The sequence below is a fragment of the Neorhizobium descurainiae genome (assembly GCF_051400715.1).
Classification (GTDB): domain Bacteria; phylum Pseudomonadota; class Alphaproteobacteria; order Rhizobiales; family Rhizobiaceae; genus Neorhizobium.
Genome location: NZ_JBLFFK010000007.1, coordinates 57,951 through 76,633, shown reverse-complemented (window position 1 = coordinate 76,633; position 18,683 = coordinate 57,951). Strand labels below are relative to the sequence as shown.

The window sequence follows — 18,683 nt, the reverse complement described above, 5'->3', positions numbered from 1 at the left end:
GGCATCGGACCCGGCCGCGGATGACAATTTTTCGACGGAGCGAAGCAGGTTTTGGCCAATTTCCTGATATCCCGACTGCTCTATGCCACGGTGGTGCTGCTTGGCGTGTCGGCCGCCGTGTTTTTCCTGATCCGGATCGGCGGTGATCCTTCCGCGCTCTTCCTTCCGCCCGAAGCCTCGATCGAGGACATCCAGCGCTTCCGGCACCTCATGGGCTTCGACCGGCCGCTGATCATCCAGTACTGGGATTTCCTGAGCCGCGCCCTCCGCGGTGACTTCGGCATGTCGCTCCGCTACGAGCAACCGGCGATGCAACTCGTCCTTGAGCGTGTGCCGGCAACGCTCCAGCTCGGCGGCGCGGCCTTCCTACTGTCGATCGCCCTCGCCCTTCCTCTGGCGATCCTCGCCGCTGCCAACCGCGGCTCGATCATCGACCGGGCAAGCCTGCTGATCTCCCTGATCGGCCAGAGCTTTCCGGCTTTCTGGCTGGCGATCATGCTGATCTTGCTTTTCTCCGAAACTTTCCAGGTTCTGCCGCCTTCCGGCCGCGGAAACTGGCAGAACCTCGTCATGCCGGCGATCGTGCTCGCCACCTATTCGACGGCCATCATCACCCGCCTTCTGCGTTCGTCCATGATCGAGGTATTGCAGTCGGACTATGTCCGCACCGCTCGCGGCAAGGGCGTGCGCGAAAGCCGCATCATTCTCTCCCATGCACTGCGTAATGCGGCGATCCCGACGCTGACGGTGATCGGTCTGCAGATCGGCGCCCTCCTCGGCGGCGCGGTCATCACCGAAGAGGTTTTTGCCTATCCCGGCATCGGCCGGTTGGCCATTCAGGCGATCGCAAACCGCGACTTCACCGTGGTCCAGGCCTTCGTGCTGTTCATGGCCGCCGTCATCGTCACCATCAACCTTCTCGTCGACCTGTCCTACGGCCTGCTCGACCCACGTTTGAGGAGAAGCAAATGATGGCTTTCCTCAAGCGATATGCGGCAAGCCAATTGGCGACCGGCGGTCTCGTTATCGTCGTCGTCGCGCTTTTGGCCGCTCTCCTCGGCCCCTGGCTCGTGCCCCACGATCCAAGCGCGCAGGACATCCTGCAGCGACTGAAGCCGCCGTTGTGGCAGGGGTCGGAAGGCATCCACCTGTTCGGAACGGATGCACTCGGCCGCGACATCTTCAGCCGCATCGTCGTTGGCGCCCGCGTCTCCATGCTGGTCGGCGTCAGTTCCGTAGTGATTTCCGGCGCCGTCGGCGTCACCTTCGGCCTCATCGCCGGCTACGAGGACAAATATGCCGGTCGCGTGCTGATGATGCTGACCGACATCCAGCTTGCCATTCCATTTCTCGTCCTGGCGCTGGCCGTCGCCGCCGTCGTCGGGCCGAGCCTGTGGAACATCATCGCCATCCTCGGGCTGACCAACTGGGTGCAGTACGCCCGCGTGGTGCGCGCCGAATGCCTGGTGCTGCGCGAACGCGAATTCATCCAGGCGGCGCACATAATGGGTATTTCCTCGCTCCATATCCTGACGCGCCACCTGCTGCCCAACGTCATGTCCTCGGTCATCGTCATCTCCAGCCTGCTGGTCGCCAAGATGATCCTGTTCGAATCCTCGCTGAGCTTCCTTGGCCTCGGCGTTCCACCGGAAACGCCGACCTGGGGCACGATGATTTCCGAGGGGCGCAATTATATCGGCAATGCCTGGTGGGTTGCCACCATTCCGGGCTTTGCGATCTTCGTCACCGTTGTCGGCACCAACCTCGTCGGCGACCGGCTGCGCGACCTGCTCGATCCGCGCCTTCGGCAGATGGAGGGTTGAGGCTATGCCGAACCTGGCTTCATACGACGTTCTGATGCCCGGCTTTCCAGGCCGCGGTTCACGCGGTTTCCTCGGATGGAGCACCATCCTGCTGCTGAAGACCCGCGATGGCTATGCGCTTTTCGACACCGGCGGCAGCGGCGACCGGCCGGGCCTCATGGCGGCGCTCGCCGAACGCGGCATCGAGCGGCAGGATATCCGTACCGTCATCCTGTCTCACCTGCATTTCGACCACATGGCCAATGCCGAGTGTTTTCCGAAAGCGGAGATCGTGCTGCACGAAAGCGAATTCGCCTATGTGCAGGATCATATGAACGACGATCCAGCCATTTCGCGCTTCCAGGTCGAGGGCCTGCTGCGCAGTCCGCAACTCACCCTGGTCTCCGGCGAGCTGGAGGTGCTGCCCGGCATCAGGATGATCCGCACGGCGGGCCATAGCGGCGGCCATGTCTCGCTGGTGATGACGGTCGCCGGAAAAACGACGGTGCTCGCGCAGGATGCGATCAAGCATCGCGGCGAGATCGAAAGCGGCGTCTCCGCCGGCGCCTTCGACGAAGAGGCGGCGCGCGCCAGCATTCGCCGCATCGTCGCCATGGCCGATGTCATCGTTCCCGGCCACGACGGTCCGCTCACCATGGAGAACGGCTGCATTGTCGCCGCGTCTTCCGTTTCGGTCGAGATCAGCCTGACGCTCGACGGCCGTCGTTTTTCGCTGGAGGTCTGAGCATGCTGACGCTGCTGCATAATATTTTTCTCTGCACCGGCCTGCCCGGCGGCTTTCACAAGGACGGCGCCGTCCTCATTCGCGGCAGCAAGATCGTCTGGGCGGGCCCGCTGGCCGAGATGCCGCCACAGCCGGAATTCACGGCGCGCAAGGATCTCGGCGGCCGCGTCGTTATCCCCGGCCTTGTCAACACGCACGCGCATGGCGGCCTTTCGACCCATCGCGGCTGCTGCGACGAGGGCGATCTCTTCGAATGGGCGGCGGCGCTCGCGCCTCATACCTCCCCCCTCACGGTCGAGGACAATCGGCGCGGCTGCTACCTTGCCGTCATGGACATGGTGAGGAACGGCATCACGACGGCCTGCGACTGCACCCGTTACGGCGCCGGCGTCTTCGCCTTAGTGGCAAGCGAAATCGGCATGCGATCGCTGAGCGGCGCGCTCGCCAACTCGCCGGAACTGCGCCGCAACGGCCGGCCGAACTGGCCGCTGGCACTGGAGGAAACCACCGAAGCGATCGAAATGCACAAGGGCAATGGCCTCTGCCGCTTCTATCTTGGCGGCCATTCGCCCTATAGCTGCACACCTGCCTTGCTCAAGGAGATCAAGCGGGAGGCCGACCGCCTCGACCTGCCCTTCGTCATCCATGTCGCGGAAAACCGACGCGAGAACGAGATGGTGATGGAGCAATACGGCCAGTCGCCGACCGCCTGGCTCGATGGCCTCGGCGTGCTCGACAGCCGTGCCGTGCTCGCTCACTGCGTCTGGGTCGACGAGAACGACATGGACATTCTCGCAAGCACCGGCGCCGGCGTCGCCCACAATCCGGCGAGCAATGCCAAGCTCGCGAGCGGCGTCGCGCCCGTGCCGGAGCTGCGTAAGCGCGGCGTGCCCGTGGGGCTGGGCACCGACAGCACGCTCAGCAACAACTGCCTCGATCTCTTCCAGGAAATGAAGCTCTCAGTGCTCCTGCAGCGCGCCACGAGCCTGGACGGAAAGATCATGGGAGCGCAAGACGCCTTCACCATGGCGACGCTGGAAGGCGCCCGCGTCCTCAACTGGGATGCCGAGATCGGCAGTCTGGAAGCGGGCAAGCAGGCCGATCTGGTCATCCTCGATCTCAGCCATCCGCTGGGACTGACCGCCGAGCGCGTCCTTTCCGACATCGTCTACCATGCCGGTCCTCAGCACGTGCGCGGCGTCATGGTGGCCGGCAGCATGATCTTCGAGGACGGCCGGTTGCTCAATGTCGACGAGCCGGCCATCCGCCACTCCATCCACGAATACTACAGACATCACGGGTAAAGGACCAAGACCATGACGGACGCACCTGTCGGGCTCATCACCAGCGCAGCCTCCGACAACCTTCTAAAAGACCGCCGCCTAGAAACGGTCCCCACGCCCTGGGGCGGAGCCCCGGTGCTGATCGGCAGCATCGGCGGACGGCAGGCTGCCGTCATCCTTCGCTACGGCGAAAAGCTGACGCTGCCCAGCCACAAGATCAACTATCATGCCAATATCTGGGCCTTGCGCGAGCTCGGGGTCGAGTCGGTAATTTCCCAGAACGCCATCGGCTCGGTCAATCCGGCGATCCGGCCGGGCGATATCGTCATTTCTGACGATTTTCTCGACAAGACGAAGGCCCGGGCACAATCGCTCTTCGATGAGAGCGAATGCTGGGTGCGCGTCGATTTCACGGATCCTTTCTGCCCGAGGTTGCGCGCCGACCTCATCGCCGCTGCCAACAAGCACAGCAACCGGGTGATCGAGCGCGGCACCTTCGTCTGCACTGAAGGTCCGCGCTTTGAGACGCCGGCGGAGATCCGCGCCTATGCCCGGGACGGCGGAGACATCGTTGGAACGCCGCTGGTGCCGGAAGTGATCTTCGCCCGGGAAGCGGAGATGTGCTTTGCCTCGATCGCCCCCGTCATCAACTTCGGCGCCGGCATGGCACCTGCTGTGGTCCATTTCGGTCCCGGAAGCATGAATGAGATCTACTACAAGGAAGGCCTGCATGATCTGATCGAGAAGACGCTGATCGACGCGATCTCCGGCATTTCTCCGGAACGGGCCTGCAATTGCGGCCACGCCCTCGACGGCGGCTTTCACGGCCATCCGCCGGCGTGGCTCAAGCGACGCGCTTAATCATGCCTCAGGCTGCTCTGCCATAGGTCCTGAGTATGCAAGCCGGCCCCGTGCTTTCCGTTGGCAATCTCTCCACCTCGTTCGCGTGAACGACGAGGAAGATGAACACCTCGGGAGCAGCGCAGGTTTCAACGACGCTGCCGAAAGCGGCATTCCGTTCCTCGTTTCCATGCCACCAACGATCTCCTGGGATTGATTTGTGAACGCTCACCGGTAGCTTGAAGATTTGCAACATAGCCCGCTAAGCGCGGCTGAGACGGAAGAAATAGAGACGATTGTCGCCTTCGAGGGCCATGGCGCCGATCACCGTCTCCTCGTCGAATTGTCGAAAATAATCCGTGATCGGCTGGCGATCATAGATCATTGCCGCGCTCACCTTTCCGCGAAACGATCGCGGCGTCAGCGCGGCAATCGGCGCTGTCGCTCGCAATCCCTTCTGCAGATAAGTAAACCAGTTCCGGGCGATCCTGGTGCGGCCAAAGCGGGGGAAGCGGAATGCCAGCTTGAGCGGTATCAGACCGGGATCGATGGGCACGAGCCTCCGCGGCTCCATTTGAAATAAAAGAGCGTCGGCTCGCAGATCGGGATTGAAGCGCTTGCCGTACCATCCGAGATTCTCGAGGATGCCATCGAGCGGATGTCCTGTCATGATCCCGCAGCCTTTCCAAAGGCCAATCAATTCATCTGGCATGACGGGCGGCAGATCGTCGAAGAACCGCAATGCCTCATCCTGGGAGGAGAAGCTGAACGGTTTGTGCGGAGTGATTATGCCGCTATCGGCTGTCAACCGGCGCCTCCGACCGGCGTCGTCACCTTGCCCGTTCCCTGACATTGGGGACATGTCTCTCCGCCGACCTTGCCCGTTCCATTGCAGCGCCGGCAGGTATTCTCGGCGGCAAAAGGCGTGCCTTTCGGCACGGCATCGGTGTTCTTGTTGCCTTGCTGCTTCGGTATGTGAGGTCTCATCTTCCGGGCCCCGTTTGATATAGACTTTGTCCGAAGCCGAACGGCCCGAGAGATGTGATGTTCCAACCGAGCCAGGGTAATCTGGCTTGCGCCCACCCGCCAACGACCGATTGCGCGTGACCAGCCTCCAGATTCAGGGGAAACTGATGTCCTCTGGGATGAAGCCGCCGATCTGGCGTTTCCACAGGCGGGCAAACAGCCCATCCCGTTCGACCAGTTCGTCGGGTCTGCCTTCCTCCATGACACGCCCGTGGTCGAGCACAACGATCCGATCCATGCTGGCGATGGTCGACAGGCGATGGGCGATGGCGATGACGGTTTTTCCTTCCATCATGAAGTTCAGCCGTTCCTGGATGGCGGCTTCGGATTCGCTGTCGAGCGCCGAGGTTGCTTCGTCGAGCACAAGGATCGGTGCGTTCTTCAGGAGCACGCGGGCGATCGCCACGCGCTGGCGCTGGCCGCCCGAGAGCTTGATGCCGCGGTCGCCGACGAAAGCCTCGTAGCCTTTTCGGCCTTCGCTATCGGTCAGATCGGCGATGAAGGCTTCGGCCTTTGCCATCTTTGCGACGCTTTCGATCTCCTCCTGTGTCGCCTCCGGCCGGCCGTAGCGGATATTATCGCCGACCGAGCGGTGCAGCAGCGCCACATCCTGGGCAATGACGCCGATGGCGCGGCGCAGACTCGCCTGGGTGACGGCGCGGATATCTTGGCCGTCGATAAGGATCGCGCCGTCCTTGATGTCGTAGAAGCGCAGAAGCAGGTTTGCGAGCGTGGTCTTGCCAGCGCCGGAGAGGCCGACAAGGCCGACTTTTTCGCCCGGACGGACCGTCAGCGAGAGCTTGTCGATGACGGGCTTGCCCGCCTTGTAGGCAAACTGGACATTGTGGAAGCGGATTTCGCCGCCTGTCACCGCAAGTTCCTGCGCGTCCGGCCGGTCGGTAATGGTGGGCGGCGTCGTCATGACCGGCATGGCGTCCTTGATGGTGCCGATTGCCCGGAAGATCTGCTCGCCCATCTGCAGGAAGGTGAAAGTGTGACCGGACAACCGCGTGAGGATATAGGCCGCGCCGGTGAATTCGCCGATCGTGACGAAACCCTCGACGAGACCTGTAAAGCCAATCGACAGCACCGACAGCCAGTGCAGCATGTTGAGGACGACGACGGTCAGTTCCGCTGTGCGATAGATACGTTGCTCGTTCTGTTGCGTCTTGATCGCCTTGGCGATAATGCCGCGGATGGCGCCGGCTTCGCTGTCTTCTGCGGCGAACTGTTTGATCATCTGCATATTGGCGTAGAGATCGGTGATGGCACCGGAAATCAGGCCGCGCTGCTTGGCGGAGCGGCGCGAGCGTTCGGTAAAGATCGGCGCCAGTCTGATGGCAAGCAGGACGTTGAGCGTAATCCAGATGACGGTCGGCACCGCGAGCGGCCAGGATAGGGTCGAAAGCAGGATAACGGAACCTACCATCTGCATCAGGAAGCGCGGGATGGACTGGAAAGCGGAAATGATCTGCTGCTGCACGGATGAGGCCACCTGCGACAAGCGTGCGGCGACCTGACCGGCATAGAGATCGTGGAAAAACGCTAGATCCTGCCGCTCCACTGCCTTGTGCCCCTGCCACTGTATGGCAGCCGGCATGCCGATCCCGAGCGTATGCGAGGTTAGCGTGTTTACGAGGAACGAGGTGATAGGTATGCCCGGAAAGAGCAGCAGGCCGAGGAACGTCATGAGCCGCCATTCGCTTAGGAGGAAGGCGGACGCGCCTTGTTGCGTCACGCCGTCGACAATGATCGAGAGCCCCCAGACGATGGTTAGACTCATGACCTCGTTCGCCATGGTGCAAAGCGCCAGTGCAATCAGCACGCCGCGGAACATCGAAATGAAATGCAGGAGCACCGTCACCGGTCCCTTGGACGGCAGCGGCCGGTAGGGGATATCGAGCGGCCGGATCAATATTTCGAAGGGACGGTAAATCGCATCTGAAATTGACATCGGCCGCTCGGGTCAAGATGGGAAAGGGATTCGCGGACTCAGCTACCACGTTGCATCATCTTTCCGCAGCAAACTTTCAATTTAGAGCTCCTTGGCAAGATACGAAATCAAGGTCGGGAAAGCCGGATATCCAGGAAGCTCCAGCCGACCACGAGAGCGCACTTCCGACAGCACAAAGGCTGTTCGAGCGACATTGATTGGCCCATGATGCGGGTAACCCTGAAAACAGTGCCGCAAGCGCAAAGGGTGCGATCAACAGCACTTTCATCATCGATGAGCCGTGCTTCAACCGTCCGCTAAAAGGCCGATCGAGCCTGCTCAGCGGATGCTGAACGTGTTTTGAACACAAAGATGACCGATAAGACAATCCGTTGGCATTGCTGATAAGCGCTGGAATGAATTCGCCGCTCGCAATCGCCCATCGTTTTCTAACTTTTGACCACGGATGCACTGGCACTGGTGGGTAGGCGATGATGAGGAAGGTCGGTGCGATTTCGCTCCGGCCTTTTTTGTTGCCATACAGCCTTTCCACCGTCTTGAACGCAATAACGTCCCCAGGATCGACACGAGGAAGCAATGACGGGCAACCCGTTTGATCGCAGTTATGGCACGGCTGTAAATCAGATGCGGTTCATCCTGATCGCGCCTTGGGATCATCATCAGGCTCTTGTCTGGCTTGGACGGAGGCGATTGAACAATCGTCCTGAAGCGCACGGGAATTATCGAAACGCGAGACGGAACAAATATTCCTGCTGATCAAGCTTCACAGCGGGCCACCCGTAAACGATCAATTCGGTAATTACCTATTGTATTTCTCTTTACTTTTGCGCTTCCTATGCGGACAGCGGAGGAAACCGAGTGCCAGTAGAGGTCGTGCCCAACGCAGGCGACACGTCCGCCGATCCGGAATTCGGACCATGGCTCGCCCAGGCTTCGATCCTGATCGTCGATGACGAGCCCGGCATGCGAAATTTCCTGATGCGGACGCTCGGGCCGCGCTGCAAGCGCATCGAGGAAGCCGCCGATACCGAGGAAGCGGCCCGCAAGCTCGATCATCATCATTTCGACGTGGTGATCCTCGACAATGTCATGCCACGCAAGAACGGTGTCGAGTGGTTGGCCGAACAGCGGGCGATCGGCTTCTTTGCCGATGCCATCCTGATCACAGCCTATGCCGACCTTGATACCGCGATCCAGGCTTTGCGCGCCGGCGTTGTGGATTTCGTCTTGAAGCCTTTCCGATCGAACCAGATCCTCAATGCCGTCGCGCGCTGTCTCGACCGAATTCGCCTGCAGCGCGAGAACTACGTGCTGCGCCACGAACTGAAAGCCACGTCCGACCACATCCTCCTGCGGGAGCGGCTGATCGGCGAATCAGCGGCTATCCGACGGGTGCGCGAAACCATCGCACGGGTGGCGCCGTTGCCGACATCGGTGCTGCTGACGGGCCATTCCGGCACCGGCAAGGAAGTGGCGGCCCGCTCGCTTCACGCGCTTTCCGATCGTGCCGCAAAGCCGTTCGTCCCAATCAATTGCGGCGCCGTTCCCCCAGACATGATCGAGAGTGAGCTCTTCGGCCACTTGAAAGGCGCCTTCACGGGGGCTGCCCGCGACCGCGACGGGCTTTTCCTGCATGCTCAGGGCGGCACGCTGTTCCTGGACGAGATCAGCGAACTGCCGGTCGCGACCCAGAGCAAGCTGTTGCGTGTGCTCGAGGACCGCAGGGTGCGGCCGGTCGGTTCGGAACGCGAGGCGCCGGTCGATCTTCGTTTCATCTTCGCCACAAATGCCGAGCTTGAAAATCAGGTGCAGGCAGGCCGTTTTCGCGCCGATCTCTTCTTCCGCATCAATGTCATGCAAATTCATCTCCCGCCGCTGCGGGAGCGCGAAGGCGATGCGATCGAACTCGCCAACCTGTTCATGATGAAGCTTTCGTCGCAGCTCGGCATGCCTCCGGTTCCGATTGATGAAGCAATACGGCGCGCGCTGTCCACCTATGACTGGCCGGGCAATGTGCGGGAATTGCGCAATCTGATCGAACGCACCCTGATCCTCGGCCGTTTTCCCGACAGTTTCGGCGCTTCGATCGCCGGAAAAGCAAAATCGGGCAGCGCGGTCCTGGCCGACGTCGAACGCCATCACATCCTCAATGTGCTGGCCGGCTGCAACGGCCAGCGCGACGAGGCAGCGCGATTGCTCGGCATCTCCCGCAAGACGATCGATCGCAAGCTGGCGAGCTGGAATGGCTGAGGCTGCCGATACCGCCGGAGGACGACCCGCGCGCTCGGTGCGCTACAGGCTGCTTGCTATCGCGCTCCTGCCGATGCTGGTCATCCTGCCCCTGTTGCTGGCGGTGACGATCTATCGCTGGGATACGAAGTTCAACGCCGCACTGATCTCCAAGGTTAACGGCGACCTGACAATCGCGCATCAGTATCTTGCCCGCATCTTGGAAAACACTGGCGAACATATCGCCGCACTCGGCGCTTCTGCTCGGTTCCGGGACGTTGCGACAGAGGGGCAACCGGCACTCGACCGGCTGCTCGGCGAAAATCGCGAGCGCCTTGATCTCGATTTCCTCTATATAGCCACACCGGACGGCCGGTTGGTGGCTTCAAGCACGCCGGATACGGCGGCGCGGCTTCGAAACGACTGGCCGATCCTCGCGGCTGCTATCGCCGGCCGATCCACGACCGCTATCGATATTTTCGCACCGGAGGAATTGAGGCGGCTATCCCCAGCCCTTGCCGAACGCGCACGGCTGCCGCTCGTCGAGACGACGAATGCCGTGCCGACGGACAGGACGGAAGAAAACCGCGGCATGGTGGTGCAGAGCGCAAGCCCCGTCACACTGGCCGACGGCCGCACCGCAATCCTGGTGGGCGGCATGCTGCTCAACCAGAACCTCCTCTTCATCGATACGATCAATGACCTTGTCTACCGCCAAGCAAGCCTGCCGGAAGGCAGCCAGGGCACGGCGACGCTCTTTCTCGAGGATGTCCGCATCAGTACCAATGTCAGGCTTTTCGAAGACCGCCGCGCGCTCGGAACGCGGGTATCCGCTGCCGTTCGCTCGGCCGTCCTCGATCACGGTCGAACCTGGCTCGACAGCGCCTTCGTCGTCAACGACTGGTACATCTCGGCCTATGAGCCGATCACCGACAGTTTCGGCGGGCGCGTCGGCATGCTCTATGTCGGCTTCCTGCAGGCTCCGTTCACCGCCGCCAAATATCAGACCGTCGTTACGATCGCGCTGGCGTTCCTCGCGACCGCCGCCGGGAGCGTGCCAATTTTCTTTCACTGGGCCCGCGGCATCTTCCAACCGCTGGAGCGGGTGAACCTGACGATCGCCCGTGTCGAGAGCGGCGATCTCGGCGCCCGTACCGGGCCGGTCGGAAGCCAAGACGAGATCGGACGGGTGGCCATCCATCTCGACCATCTTCTCGATCAGCTCGAGCAGCGCGACCAGGCGCTTCGGCAATGGAACGAGGAGCTGAACGCTCGCGTCGATGAACGCACGCGCGAGCTGCAACTCGCCAACCGACAGCTCGAAGCGACGACAAAGCAGTTGATCATGTCGGAAAAGCTGGCAGCCATCGGCGAGATCACGGCCGGCGTCGCCCATGAGATCAACAATCCCATCGCAGTTATGCAGGGCAATCTTGAAGTCATCCAATCTCTGGTCGGCGATCGGGCAGCTCTCGCCAAGACTGAATTCCGCCTCCTGGATGAACAAATCCACCGCATCAGCCAGATCGTCACCAAGCTCCTGCAATTCGCGCGGCCGGAGGAATTTGCAGGTGCCGTCGAGCGCCATGTTCCCGGCGCCGTTATCGCCGACTGCCTGCCTCTGGTCCAGCACCTGCTCGCCAAAGCCGCGATCGAAGTGAAGCTCGAGGATCGCGCCACGCGACCAGTGCTGATGAACCGCACCGAATTGCAGCAGGTGATCGTCAACCTGATCGTCAACGCCATCCATGCCATGCCGGACGGCGGCACCCTCTGCCTGCAGACCCGCAACCAGGATCGCGGAGCGCGACACGGCGTTCAGATCGTCGTGCAGGATACCGGCATCGGCATGAGCGAGGAGGTCGCGGCAAAGGTCTTCGACCCATTCTTCACCACCAAGCGGCAGGAGGGAACCGGGCTCGGGCTCCCGATCAGCCAGACCTTGGTCACCCGGCAGGGCGGCACGATCTTTCTCGACAGCAGTCCCGGAAAGGGTGCTGCCTTCACGATCTGGCTGCCGGAAGCCGCATAGGCGATCCCTCCGATCGGACAATTTGTCCGCCCCGCACGGACAAATTGTCCCAAACCTCCTCATCCACATTCCGTAAGCCATTCAAGTGGAAGGCATTTCTCCCTGGCATGGCGGTTGCATGGTGTTTGTGGGGAGGACGGGCCTTTCGGCCACGACGACAAGCCGGTGCACGGATTGTCGGACGGACGGCGGAGGGGCCGTCTCCGTTCTTGCGTGAACGACATCATGGCGATCCCGCAGGGGATCGCCGCGGAGGAGAACTCATGACCACATCGACCGATACGATCCCCGAGGCCTCGCCCGGAATACTCGATAGGGAGCGCATCATCGCGCAGCCCGGCTTCAATCGCTGGCTGGTCCCCCCGGCCGCGCTCGCCATCCATCTGTGCATCGGCATGGCCTACGGCTTTAGCGTATTCTGGCTGCCGCTGTCGCGCGCGATCGGCGTCACCCAATCCGTGGCCTGTCAGGACCTCAATCTGCTGACGGCGCTGTTCACCACGAGCTGTGATTGGCGCGTAGCCGATCTGGGCTGGATCTATACGCTGTTCTTCGTCCTTCTGGGCTCCTCGGCCGCGCTCTGGGGCGGTTGGCTGGAGCATGCGGGACCGCGGAAAGCCGGTTTCGTCTCGGCGCTCTGCTGGTGCGGCGGCATCGCCATTGCCGCCATCGGCGTCATCACCCATCAACTGTGGCTAATGTGGGTCGGCGCCGGCGTGGTCGGCGGCATTGGACTGGGGCTGGGCTATATTTCACCGGTCTCGACGCTGATCAAATGGTTCCCCGACCGCCGCGGCATGGCGACCGGCATGGCGATTATGGGCTTCGGCGGCGGCGCGATGATCGGCGCGCCGCTCGCCGACATCCTGATGAACTATTTCAAAACACCGGACTCGGTCGGGGTGTGGCAGACCTTCCTGGTCATGGCCGCTGTCTACTTCGTCTTCATGATGGCCGGTGCCTTCGGCTACCGCATTCCGCCGGCCGGCTGGCGCCCTGACGGCTGGACGCCTCCGTCGGCAGCGGGCAAGACGATGATCACCGTCCACCACGTGCACCTGCGCGACGCCCACAAAACCAAGCAGTTCTGGCTGATTTGGGCGGTGCTCTGCCTGAACGTCTCCGCCGGCATCGGCGTGATCGGCATGGCCTCCCCCATGCTGCAGGAAATCTTCGGCGGCCGGTTGATCGGCCATCCGGAACTCACGTTCACGCAGCTCGACAACTCGCAGAAGACGGCAATCGCAGCGATCGCGGCGGGATTTGCCGGCCTGCTCTCGCTGTTCAACATCGGCGGCCGCTTCTTCTGGGCGTCCCTGTCGGACAAGATCGGCCGTAAGAACACCTACTACACCTTCTTCGTCCTTGGCATCATCCTCTACGCACTCGCACCGAGCGCCGCCCACATGGGCAGTCAGCTGCTATTCGTGATCATCCTTTGTGTGATCCTGTCGATGTATGGCGGGGGCTTTGCAACGGTCCCGGCCTATCTCGCCGATATCTTCGGTACGCAGTTCGTGGGCGCGATCCATGGCCGCCTGCTGACGGCCTGGGCGACGGCGGGCATCATCGGTCCGGTCGTGGTCAATTATATCCGCGAATTCCAGATCGCCGCCGGCGTCCCGCGCGACCAGCTCTATGACTTCACCATGTATATCCTGGCCGGCATGCTTGCCCTCGGGCTGATCGCCAATTCGCGGGTCAAGCCGTTGTCCGAAAAATGGTTCATGAGACCGGAGGAGGTTGCGGCCTTGCAAGCGAAATCGGCCGCGATGCGGCCTCGGTCGACGGGTTCCTTCGGCATCGGTCGCGGCGGGTTGGACGGCAAGGCGGCACTCGCCTGGGCAGCCGTCGGCATTCCGATTTTCTGGGGCGTCTGGATAACGCTGCAGAAGACCTCTGCATTGTTCTGAATGGGTTGCAGGAACCGGGCGAGACCTCCAGACACCGTCCTGGGGTCTTTCTCGGTGCAGCTGGTTAACGATATTTCAACCACTCGCGGCTGAGGCGACATCGCGAAAATGTGGCCCTCCGGCATAGCGCAGGCCTCCCGTGTCGGAAGAGCCCCCGGGGGCAAAGACGTTCTCGCACCCGTTGTCGAAACGAGAACATGCGGCCGGGAACCACGTCGATGATCAACCGAGTGTGCCTTTATGCTTCGAACCGCTGCCGCTGATAGCCAAATCCGAAGTCCTTTTAGATCTGTCCTCATATTCTAGCCTCCGGATAGTGCACCTTGTATGGCCAACCAGGACCTTTTGTCCGGCGCCGACAGGAGGTGACCTTCGATCATTGTGGGCCGATAGGTTTCACCGTCCACGACCGCTGCATAACCACCGGCCTCCGAATGGATCAGTACACCCGCGGCATGGTCCCAGGGCTTCAGGCTTTCGTTGAGGCAGAAGCTCATCGCGCCGGTCGCCAGCATCCGATATTCGAAGGCCGAGCAGCGCCATGTGGTGGTGCGCAGGAAGCGCAGCACGCGCGGCGCCAGCTTCGCCTGCAAATCCGGCTCGAACATGTGCAGCGGAATGAAGCCGTGCATCTCCTCGATCGGCCTCGGTGCAGCGACGGCAAGACGCGTCCGCCTGCCATCGCCAGCCACATGCCAGGCGCCCTCACCGCGGCGGGCGATCAGGAAGTCGCCCAGGATCGGGTAGTGAATCAGTCCAGCGATGGTCTCCCCGCCCGACACGATTGCAAGGATGCTGCCGAACAACGGCACCCCATGGGCGAAATGCCAGGTGCCATCGACCGGATCAATAACGGCGGCAAGATCGGCATCGGCGAGACGCGAGATGATGGAGGCGTCTTCCGACACCGCCTCCTCGCCGACAATGGCGATGCCAGGCAGGCGCTCCGCCAGCCTCTGGCTGAGGACACGTTCGGCGGCGATGTCCGCATCCGTCACGATGTCGTCGGCCGATGTCTTGGCGCGGATGGCGTCGGCTGTGATGGCGCGGAAGCGCGGCAGTATCTCGGTCTCAGCCGCATCGCGCATGTCGCCCATCAGGCTTGAGAGCAGTTCGTCGGCTACGGCCTTCATTTGCGGCCCGCCTCGATATAAGCCTTCAAGGCTTCCGGCTCGTCGGTCTGGAAGACGCTGATGCCGGCATCCATCAGCCTTCCCCAGATGCTGCCCGGATCGACGAGCGCCGTTTCGTCCCGCCACTCGCCGCTTGCGGCCATGTTGAGCGTATTCATCCAAAGCGCCATGCCGGCATCCCGGAACATCTGCCGGTTCTCGGCGATCGTCTCGATCCGGTCGAAGCGTATCTCGCACATGAACGGTTTGATCTCGCTAAGCAACGCCATGGTTTCCTGCAGGCGTTCGGCCGTGAATTTTGCCATCGCCATGAAGGGTACGCCTTCGGTACCCTGGGCGCGGACCCAATCGAGTTCCTCGCGGCTCATGACGCGCGTCTTCAGATCGACATAGGGTGCGGCATCCATCTCGCGGGCGCAGGCCGCGACTTCGGAAAACAGGCTGCGATCCTTGAGGTCGAGATCGGCAAAAATGCGGCCGCGGATGATTTCGAGCGCCTCTTTCAGCGTCGGAATGCGCTGGTCAGTGGCTAGGCGATGCACGCCGCCATCGTCCTCGCGCAGTGTGATCGCCTGCAGCTCGGCCATGGTCAAGGTTTCCGCGTCGCGGTCGATGCCGGCCATGCGCAATAGCGTGTCGTCATGCATGAGAAAGAGTTCGCCATCGGCGCTCTTGCGCACATCCAGTTCGACGATGTCGGCGCCGACGGCGATCGCCCGTTCGATCGATGCCAGGCTGTTTTCCGGCGCACCATGCCAGGCGCCGCGATGGGCAACGACGGCGCAGGCGCGCGCCGGGTCGGCGATATAGTCCTTGTAATGAGTCATTTTGTTTTCCTTGGAGAGATTAGCCGCGGCGGGCCGCAAGATAGGATTTGAGCGCCGCCGCCTCGTCGGTCTGGATGACGGAGACGCCGGCATCGATCAGGCGCCCCCAGACAGCGTCGGGGCTGGCAAGCGCGGCCGTATCGGTGAAGCCGGCGCAGGCGACGGAATCGAGCGTGTTGACCCAAAGGGCCATGCCGTTTCGGCGCAATGAGCCGTCGAGGACAGCCAAATCTTGCAGCCGTTCGAAATAGATCTCGCAGACCGAAGGCGCGAGTTCCGACAGGAGCGCGACCTGGGTCGCGGCGCTCGGCACGTTGAGCCGGGTCTTGGCCATGAAGAGAACGTCGTGCGGTTGGATCGTCTCGCGGATCCAGGCGAGGTCCCATGCACTCTTCAGCGAAGCCCAGAAATCCACCTCGCTTTCGACACCCATGGCCTTGACGCAGGTGATGACGTCGGCGATGACGGCCCTTTCCTTGACATCGAGATGCAGGAAGATGCGGCCCCGCGTCAGCTCGAACACTTCGGCAAGGCGTGGAAGCCTTTCCGCGGTGAAGGAATTGTGCTTTCCGCCATCTCGGTTGCGCAGAAGACGCCCGGAAAGCTGCTGCGACGACAGGTTTTCCAGCGCCGCCTCCAGACCCGTCATGCGCTCCAGCGTCTCGTCATGCAGCAGGAACAGCCCGCCGTCGGCGCTGCGGCGGATATCGATTTCTACCACCTCGCAACCGGCGTCAATGGCTCGCTCGATGGCGAGAAGGCTGTTTTCCGGCGCATCCCGCCAGATGCCGCGATGCGCGGCGACGGCGCAGTCGCGGTCCGGGTCGGCGACAAATTCTCTGTAGTTCACTGGTATTCTTTCACGGATCGACGAACGGCGTCGGCATTATGGAAGGCATTGGGAATGGCGCGGCCCGTCTCGCCGTCGAACAGGTGCAGACGCGCCTGCGGGAAGGACAGCGACAGCGTCGCTGCCGCATCGATCTCGGCACCGAAAGGCGTAGAGATGCGGAGCTGCTGGCCGGCGACATCCGCTTCGAGGATTTCATGAGAGCCGAGATCCTCACGATAGCGAATGGCCGCCTTGATCGCACCGCCGGCATTGACAGTGATATCCTCGGGGCGAATGCCGAGCTGGAAGCTGCCTTTACCCTCGTAGTTCCCAACCACCTGCCCGTCGGCCAGCCGCAGCGCCGAGCCATCACCGGTCACTGTCAGGACATTCATGGGCGGCGCGCCGATGAACTTTGCGACAAACACGGATGCCGGGCGGTGATAGATCGCCTTCGGCGTGTCGAACTGTTCGATGCGCCCCTTGTTGAGGATGAGGATACGATCGGCGAGCGTCATCGCCTCCACCTGGTCATGGGTGACGAATACACTGGTGGCGCCTATGCGGCGATGCAGGTCAGCGAGTTCGACACGCATGTCGTGACGAAGCTGTGCATCGAGATTGGAGAGCGGCTCGTCGAACAGCAGCACGCCCGGCTCGCGAATGATGGCGCGGCCGATCGCGACGCGCTGTCGCTGACCGCCGGACAGTTGTCCCGGCTTGCGGGCGAGGAAGTCGGCAAGCCCGAGCATCCTTGCCACGTCAGCAACACGCTCCGCACGTTCGGTTTTGGATACGCCAGCGACCTTCAGGCTGTAAGCCATGTTTTCCGCCACGGTCATGTGCGGATAAAGCGCGTAGTTCTGAAACACCATGGCACAGCCACGATGCTTCGGTTCGAGATCCTGCACTTCGCGGCCACCGATGACGATCTTGCCGCCGCTGACCCTTTCGAGGCCGGCGATCATCTGCAGAAGCGTGGACTTGCCGCAGCCGGACGGGCCGAGCACGACGGTGAACTCGCCGGGGCGAAGCGCCACATCGAGCGGCGGAATGACGACGGTTCTGACGTCATAGGCCTTGGTGACGCCCATGAGCTCGATATCGGCCGCGGCGGCGCGAATGGCGGTGTCGATGGCGGTCATTGGTCACTTCTCCGAAAGAACGAGGCCCCGGACGAGATAACGCTGCAAGAGTGCGATCATCGTGAGGGGAACGAGGGAGACGAGCACGGCACCGGCCATGATCATCGGAAAATCGGGCACCTGGCCATCTGCATCCGGCACGAGGCGGGCAAGGCCGACGACGGCGGTCTGCATGTCAGGCGTAGAAGCTCCCACCAGCGGCCAGAGATATTGCGTCCAGCCGCTCAGGAAGGTGAGGACAAAGAGCGAGGCGACACTGGTGCGGGCAAGCGGCAGCAGGATATCGAAGAGGAAGCGGATCGGTCCCGCCCCGTCCATGCGCGCCGCCTTGAACAGGTCCTTGGGCAACGTCAGGAAGAATTGCCGGAACAGGAACGTGCCTGTGCCATGCGCCACGAGCGGCGCGATGAGGCCGAAATGGGTGTTGAGGACGCTGAGTTCGAGATGGACCGGTGCGCCAAACAGGTCTGCGATCGCGTCATTGAAGCCGGTGGCCTCCAGGACCGCGTTGAGCGGCGAGAAGATGTTGGAGGCGACCTGGTAGGTGGTGATCACCCGAATATCGAGCGGCAGCATGATCGTCGCCAGGATCAAGGCGAAGATTACGCCGGCCCAGCGGATGCGGAAATAGACGATCGCATAGGCCGACAGGAAGGATAGCGCGCAGGTGGCGAGCGCGTTGGAAAAGGCCACAATCATGCTGTTGAGCATCTGGATGGGAATGCGCGTCTCGATGATCACCTTGCCCATGTTGGCGAGCAGTTGGTCGCCGGGATACCAGGCGAGCCCGTTGCGCAGCATGAATTCATAGGACTGCGACGCGGTGGCTAAAGTCAAATAGAGTGGCCCGACAATGTAGACGACGCCGATGAGCAGCAGGATGTTGGCGACGGTATTGATGGAGCGTGCATTCTCGACCATG

The 18,683-nt window shown here is 62.0% G+C and carries 17 protein-coding genes; 8 read left to right on the top strand and 9 right to left on the bottom strand.

Going from position 1 to position 18,683, the window contains the following annotated elements:
* The first annotated feature begins 51 nt into the window (after positions 1 to 51).
* The 5 genes from ACMGE0_RS14330 to ACMGE0_RS14310 are packed head-to-tail and all read left to right on the top strand — an operon-like array spanning position 52 to position 4,691.
* On the top strand, positions 52 to 972 hold the full coding sequence (locus tag ACMGE0_RS14330; RefSeq protein ID WP_436816540.1) for an ABC transporter permease: 921 nt from the start codon (positions 52 to 54) through the stop codon (positions 970 to 972).
* Entirely contained in the window at positions 969 to 1,823 is an 855-nt protein-coding gene (locus tag ACMGE0_RS14325) for an ABC transporter permease (RefSeq protein ID WP_436816539.1), read from the top strand. Before ACMGE0_RS14330 ends, ACMGE0_RS14325 begins: the two co-directional genes overlap by 4 nt.
* Positions 1,824 to 1,827: 4 nt before the next feature.
* Positions 1,828 to 2,547, top strand: coding sequence for an MBL fold metallo-hydrolase (locus ACMGE0_RS14320; protein ID WP_436816538.1), 720 nt, complete (start codon positions 1,828 to 1,830; stop codon positions 2,545 to 2,547).
* Between the two features lie 2 nt (positions 2,548 to 2,549).
* The gene (locus ACMGE0_RS14315) at positions 2,550 to 3,851 is read left to right on the top strand and encodes an amidohydrolase family protein (protein ID WP_436816537.1); all 1,302 of its coding nucleotides are present in this window, start codon (positions 2,550 to 2,552) and stop codon (positions 3,849 to 3,851) included.
* Between the two features lie 12 nt (positions 3,852 to 3,863).
* Positions 3,864 to 4,691: an MTAP family purine nucleoside phosphorylase gene (locus ACMGE0_RS14310; protein ID WP_436816536.1), complete on the top strand. Its 828-nt coding sequence runs from the start codon at positions 3,864 to 3,866 to the stop codon at positions 4,689 to 4,691.
* Positions 4,692 to 4,932: 241 nt separating this feature from the next.
* Here ACMGE0_RS14310 and ACMGE0_RS14305 read toward each other — a convergent pair whose 3' ends face one another.
* The 4 genes from ACMGE0_RS14305 to ACMGE0_RS14290 all read right to left on the bottom strand — a co-directional run bounded on the left by ACMGE0_RS14305 (position 4,933) and on the right by ACMGE0_RS14290 (position 8,227).
* On the bottom strand, positions 4,933 to 5,478 hold the full coding sequence (locus ACMGE0_RS14305; RefSeq protein ID WP_436816535.1) for a GXWXG domain-containing protein: 546 nt from the start codon (positions 5,476 to 5,478) through the stop codon (positions 4,933 to 4,935).
* Positions 5,475 to 5,657 carry a hypothetical protein gene (locus ACMGE0_RS14300; protein WP_436816534.1) on the bottom strand — a complete coding sequence of 61 codons (183 nt, stop codon included), beginning with the start codon at positions 5,655 to 5,657 and terminating at the stop codon, positions 5,475 to 5,477. Before ACMGE0_RS14300 ends, ACMGE0_RS14305 begins: the two co-directional genes overlap by 4 nt.
* A 133-nt stretch (positions 5,658 to 5,790) precedes the next feature.
* Positions 5,791 to 7,650, bottom strand: a complete 1,860-nt coding sequence (locus ACMGE0_RS14295) for an ABC transporter ATP-binding protein (RefSeq protein ID WP_436816533.1) — start codon at positions 7,648 to 7,650, stop codon at positions 5,791 to 5,793.
* A gap of 76 nt (positions 7,651 to 7,726) precedes the next feature.
* Positions 7,727 to 8,227: a hypothetical protein gene (locus tag ACMGE0_RS14290; protein ID WP_436816532.1), complete on the bottom strand. Its 501-nt coding sequence runs from the start codon at positions 8,225 to 8,227 to the stop codon at positions 7,727 to 7,729.
* Between the two features lie 281 nt (positions 8,228 to 8,508).
* On the opposite strand from ACMGE0_RS14290, the gene ACMGE0_RS14285 reads away from it, so the two are divergent.
* The 3 genes from ACMGE0_RS14285 to ACMGE0_RS14275 all read left to right on the top strand — a co-directional run bounded on the left by ACMGE0_RS14285 (position 8,509) and on the right by ACMGE0_RS14275 (position 13,824).
* A complete protein-coding gene (locus tag ACMGE0_RS14285; RefSeq protein WP_436816531.1) occupies positions 8,509 to 9,900 on the top strand; it encodes a sigma-54-dependent transcriptional regulator in 1,392 nt (463 codons plus the stop codon).
* Positions 9,893 to 11,911 (top strand): sensor histidine kinase, encoded by a 2,019-nt coding sequence (locus ACMGE0_RS14280; protein WP_436816530.1) that lies wholly within the window; start codon positions 9,893 to 9,895, stop codon positions 11,909 to 11,911. The genes ACMGE0_RS14285 and ACMGE0_RS14280 overlap by 8 nt, the downstream gene beginning before the upstream one ends.
* A 263-nt stretch (positions 11,912 to 12,174) precedes the next feature.
* Entirely contained in the window at positions 12,175 to 13,824 is a 1,650-nt protein-coding gene (locus ACMGE0_RS14275; protein ID WP_436816529.1) for an OFA family MFS transporter, read from the top strand.
* Between the two features lie 302 nt (positions 13,825 to 14,126).
* On the opposite strand, the gene ACMGE0_RS14270 is transcribed toward ACMGE0_RS14275, so the two are convergent.
* Genes ACMGE0_RS14270 through ACMGE0_RS14250 form a run of 5 tightly spaced genes read right to left on the bottom strand, consistent with a single transcriptional unit; the run spans position 14,127 to position 18,682 of the window.
* Positions 14,127 to 14,957, bottom strand: coding sequence for an inositol monophosphatase family protein (locus ACMGE0_RS14270; RefSeq protein ID WP_436816528.1), 831 nt, complete (start codon positions 14,955 to 14,957; stop codon positions 14,127 to 14,129).
* Complete coding sequence (locus tag ACMGE0_RS14265; RefSeq protein WP_436816527.1) at positions 14,954 to 15,784, bottom strand: glycerophosphodiester phosphodiesterase family protein; 831 nt, start codon at positions 15,782 to 15,784, stop codon at positions 14,954 to 14,956. Before ACMGE0_RS14265 ends, ACMGE0_RS14270 begins: the two co-directional genes overlap by 4 nt.
* A gap of 19 nt (positions 15,785 to 15,803) precedes the next feature.
* Positions 15,804 to 16,634 (bottom strand): glycerophosphodiester phosphodiesterase family protein, encoded by an 831-nt coding sequence (locus ACMGE0_RS14260; RefSeq protein WP_436816526.1) that lies wholly within the window; start codon positions 16,632 to 16,634, stop codon positions 15,804 to 15,806.
* The gene (locus tag ACMGE0_RS14255) at positions 16,631 to 17,761 is read right to left on the bottom strand and encodes an ABC transporter ATP-binding protein (RefSeq protein ID WP_436816525.1); all 1,131 of its coding nucleotides are present in this window, start codon (positions 17,759 to 17,761) and stop codon (positions 16,631 to 16,633) included. The genes ACMGE0_RS14260 and ACMGE0_RS14255 overlap by 4 nt, the downstream gene beginning before the upstream one ends.
* Before the next feature lie 3 nt (positions 17,762 to 17,764).
* Positions 17,765 to 18,682, bottom strand: coding sequence for an ABC transporter permease subunit (locus ACMGE0_RS14250; RefSeq protein WP_436816524.1), 918 nt, complete (start codon positions 18,680 to 18,682; stop codon positions 17,765 to 17,767).
* Between the last annotated feature and the right edge of the window lies 1 nt (position 18,683).

Excerpts from the sequence above, each read along its gene's own strand:
- ACMGE0_RS14295 (WP_436816533.1), bottom strand. The coding sequence starts at position 7,650 with ATGTCAATTTCAGATGCGATTTACCGTCCCTTCGAAATATTGATCCGG.
- ACMGE0_RS14270 (WP_436816528.1), bottom strand. The coding sequence starts at position 14,957 with ATGAAGGCCGTAGCCGACGAACTGCTCTCAAGCCTGATGGGCGACATG.
- ACMGE0_RS14250 (WP_436816524.1), bottom strand. The coding sequence starts at position 18,682 with ATGGTCGAGAATGCACGCTCCATCAATACCGTCGCCAACATCCTGCTG.
- ACMGE0_RS14325 (WP_436816539.1), top strand. The coding sequence starts at position 969 with ATGATGGCTTTCCTCAAGCGATATGCGGCAAGCCAATTGGCGACCGGC.
- ACMGE0_RS14320 (WP_436816538.1), top strand. The coding sequence starts at position 1,828 with ATGCCGAACCTGGCTTCATACGACGTTCTGATGCCCGGCTTTCCAGGC.
- ACMGE0_RS14280 (WP_436816530.1), top strand. The coding sequence starts at position 9,893 with ATGGCTGAGGCTGCCGATACCGCCGGAGGACGACCCGCGCGCTCGGTG.
- ACMGE0_RS14255 (WP_436816525.1), bottom strand. The coding sequence starts at position 17,761 with ATGACCGCCATCGACACCGCCATTCGCGCCGCCGCGGCCGATATCGAG.
- ACMGE0_RS14310 (WP_436816536.1), top strand. The coding sequence starts at position 3,864 with ATGACGGACGCACCTGTCGGGCTCATCACCAGCGCAGCCTCCGACAAC.
- ACMGE0_RS14265 (WP_436816527.1), bottom strand. The coding sequence starts at position 15,784 with ATGACTCATTACAAGGACTATATCGCCGACCCGGCGCGCGCCTGCGCC.
- ACMGE0_RS14315 (WP_436816537.1), top strand. The coding sequence starts at position 2,550 with ATGCTGACGCTGCTGCATAATATTTTTCTCTGCACCGGCCTGCCCGGC.
- ACMGE0_RS14275 (WP_436816529.1), top strand. The coding sequence starts at position 12,175 with ATGACCACATCGACCGATACGATCCCCGAGGCCTCGCCCGGAATACTC.
- ACMGE0_RS14300 (WP_436816534.1), bottom strand. The coding sequence starts at position 5,657 with ATGAGACCTCACATACCGAAGCAGCAAGGCAACAAGAACACCGATGCC.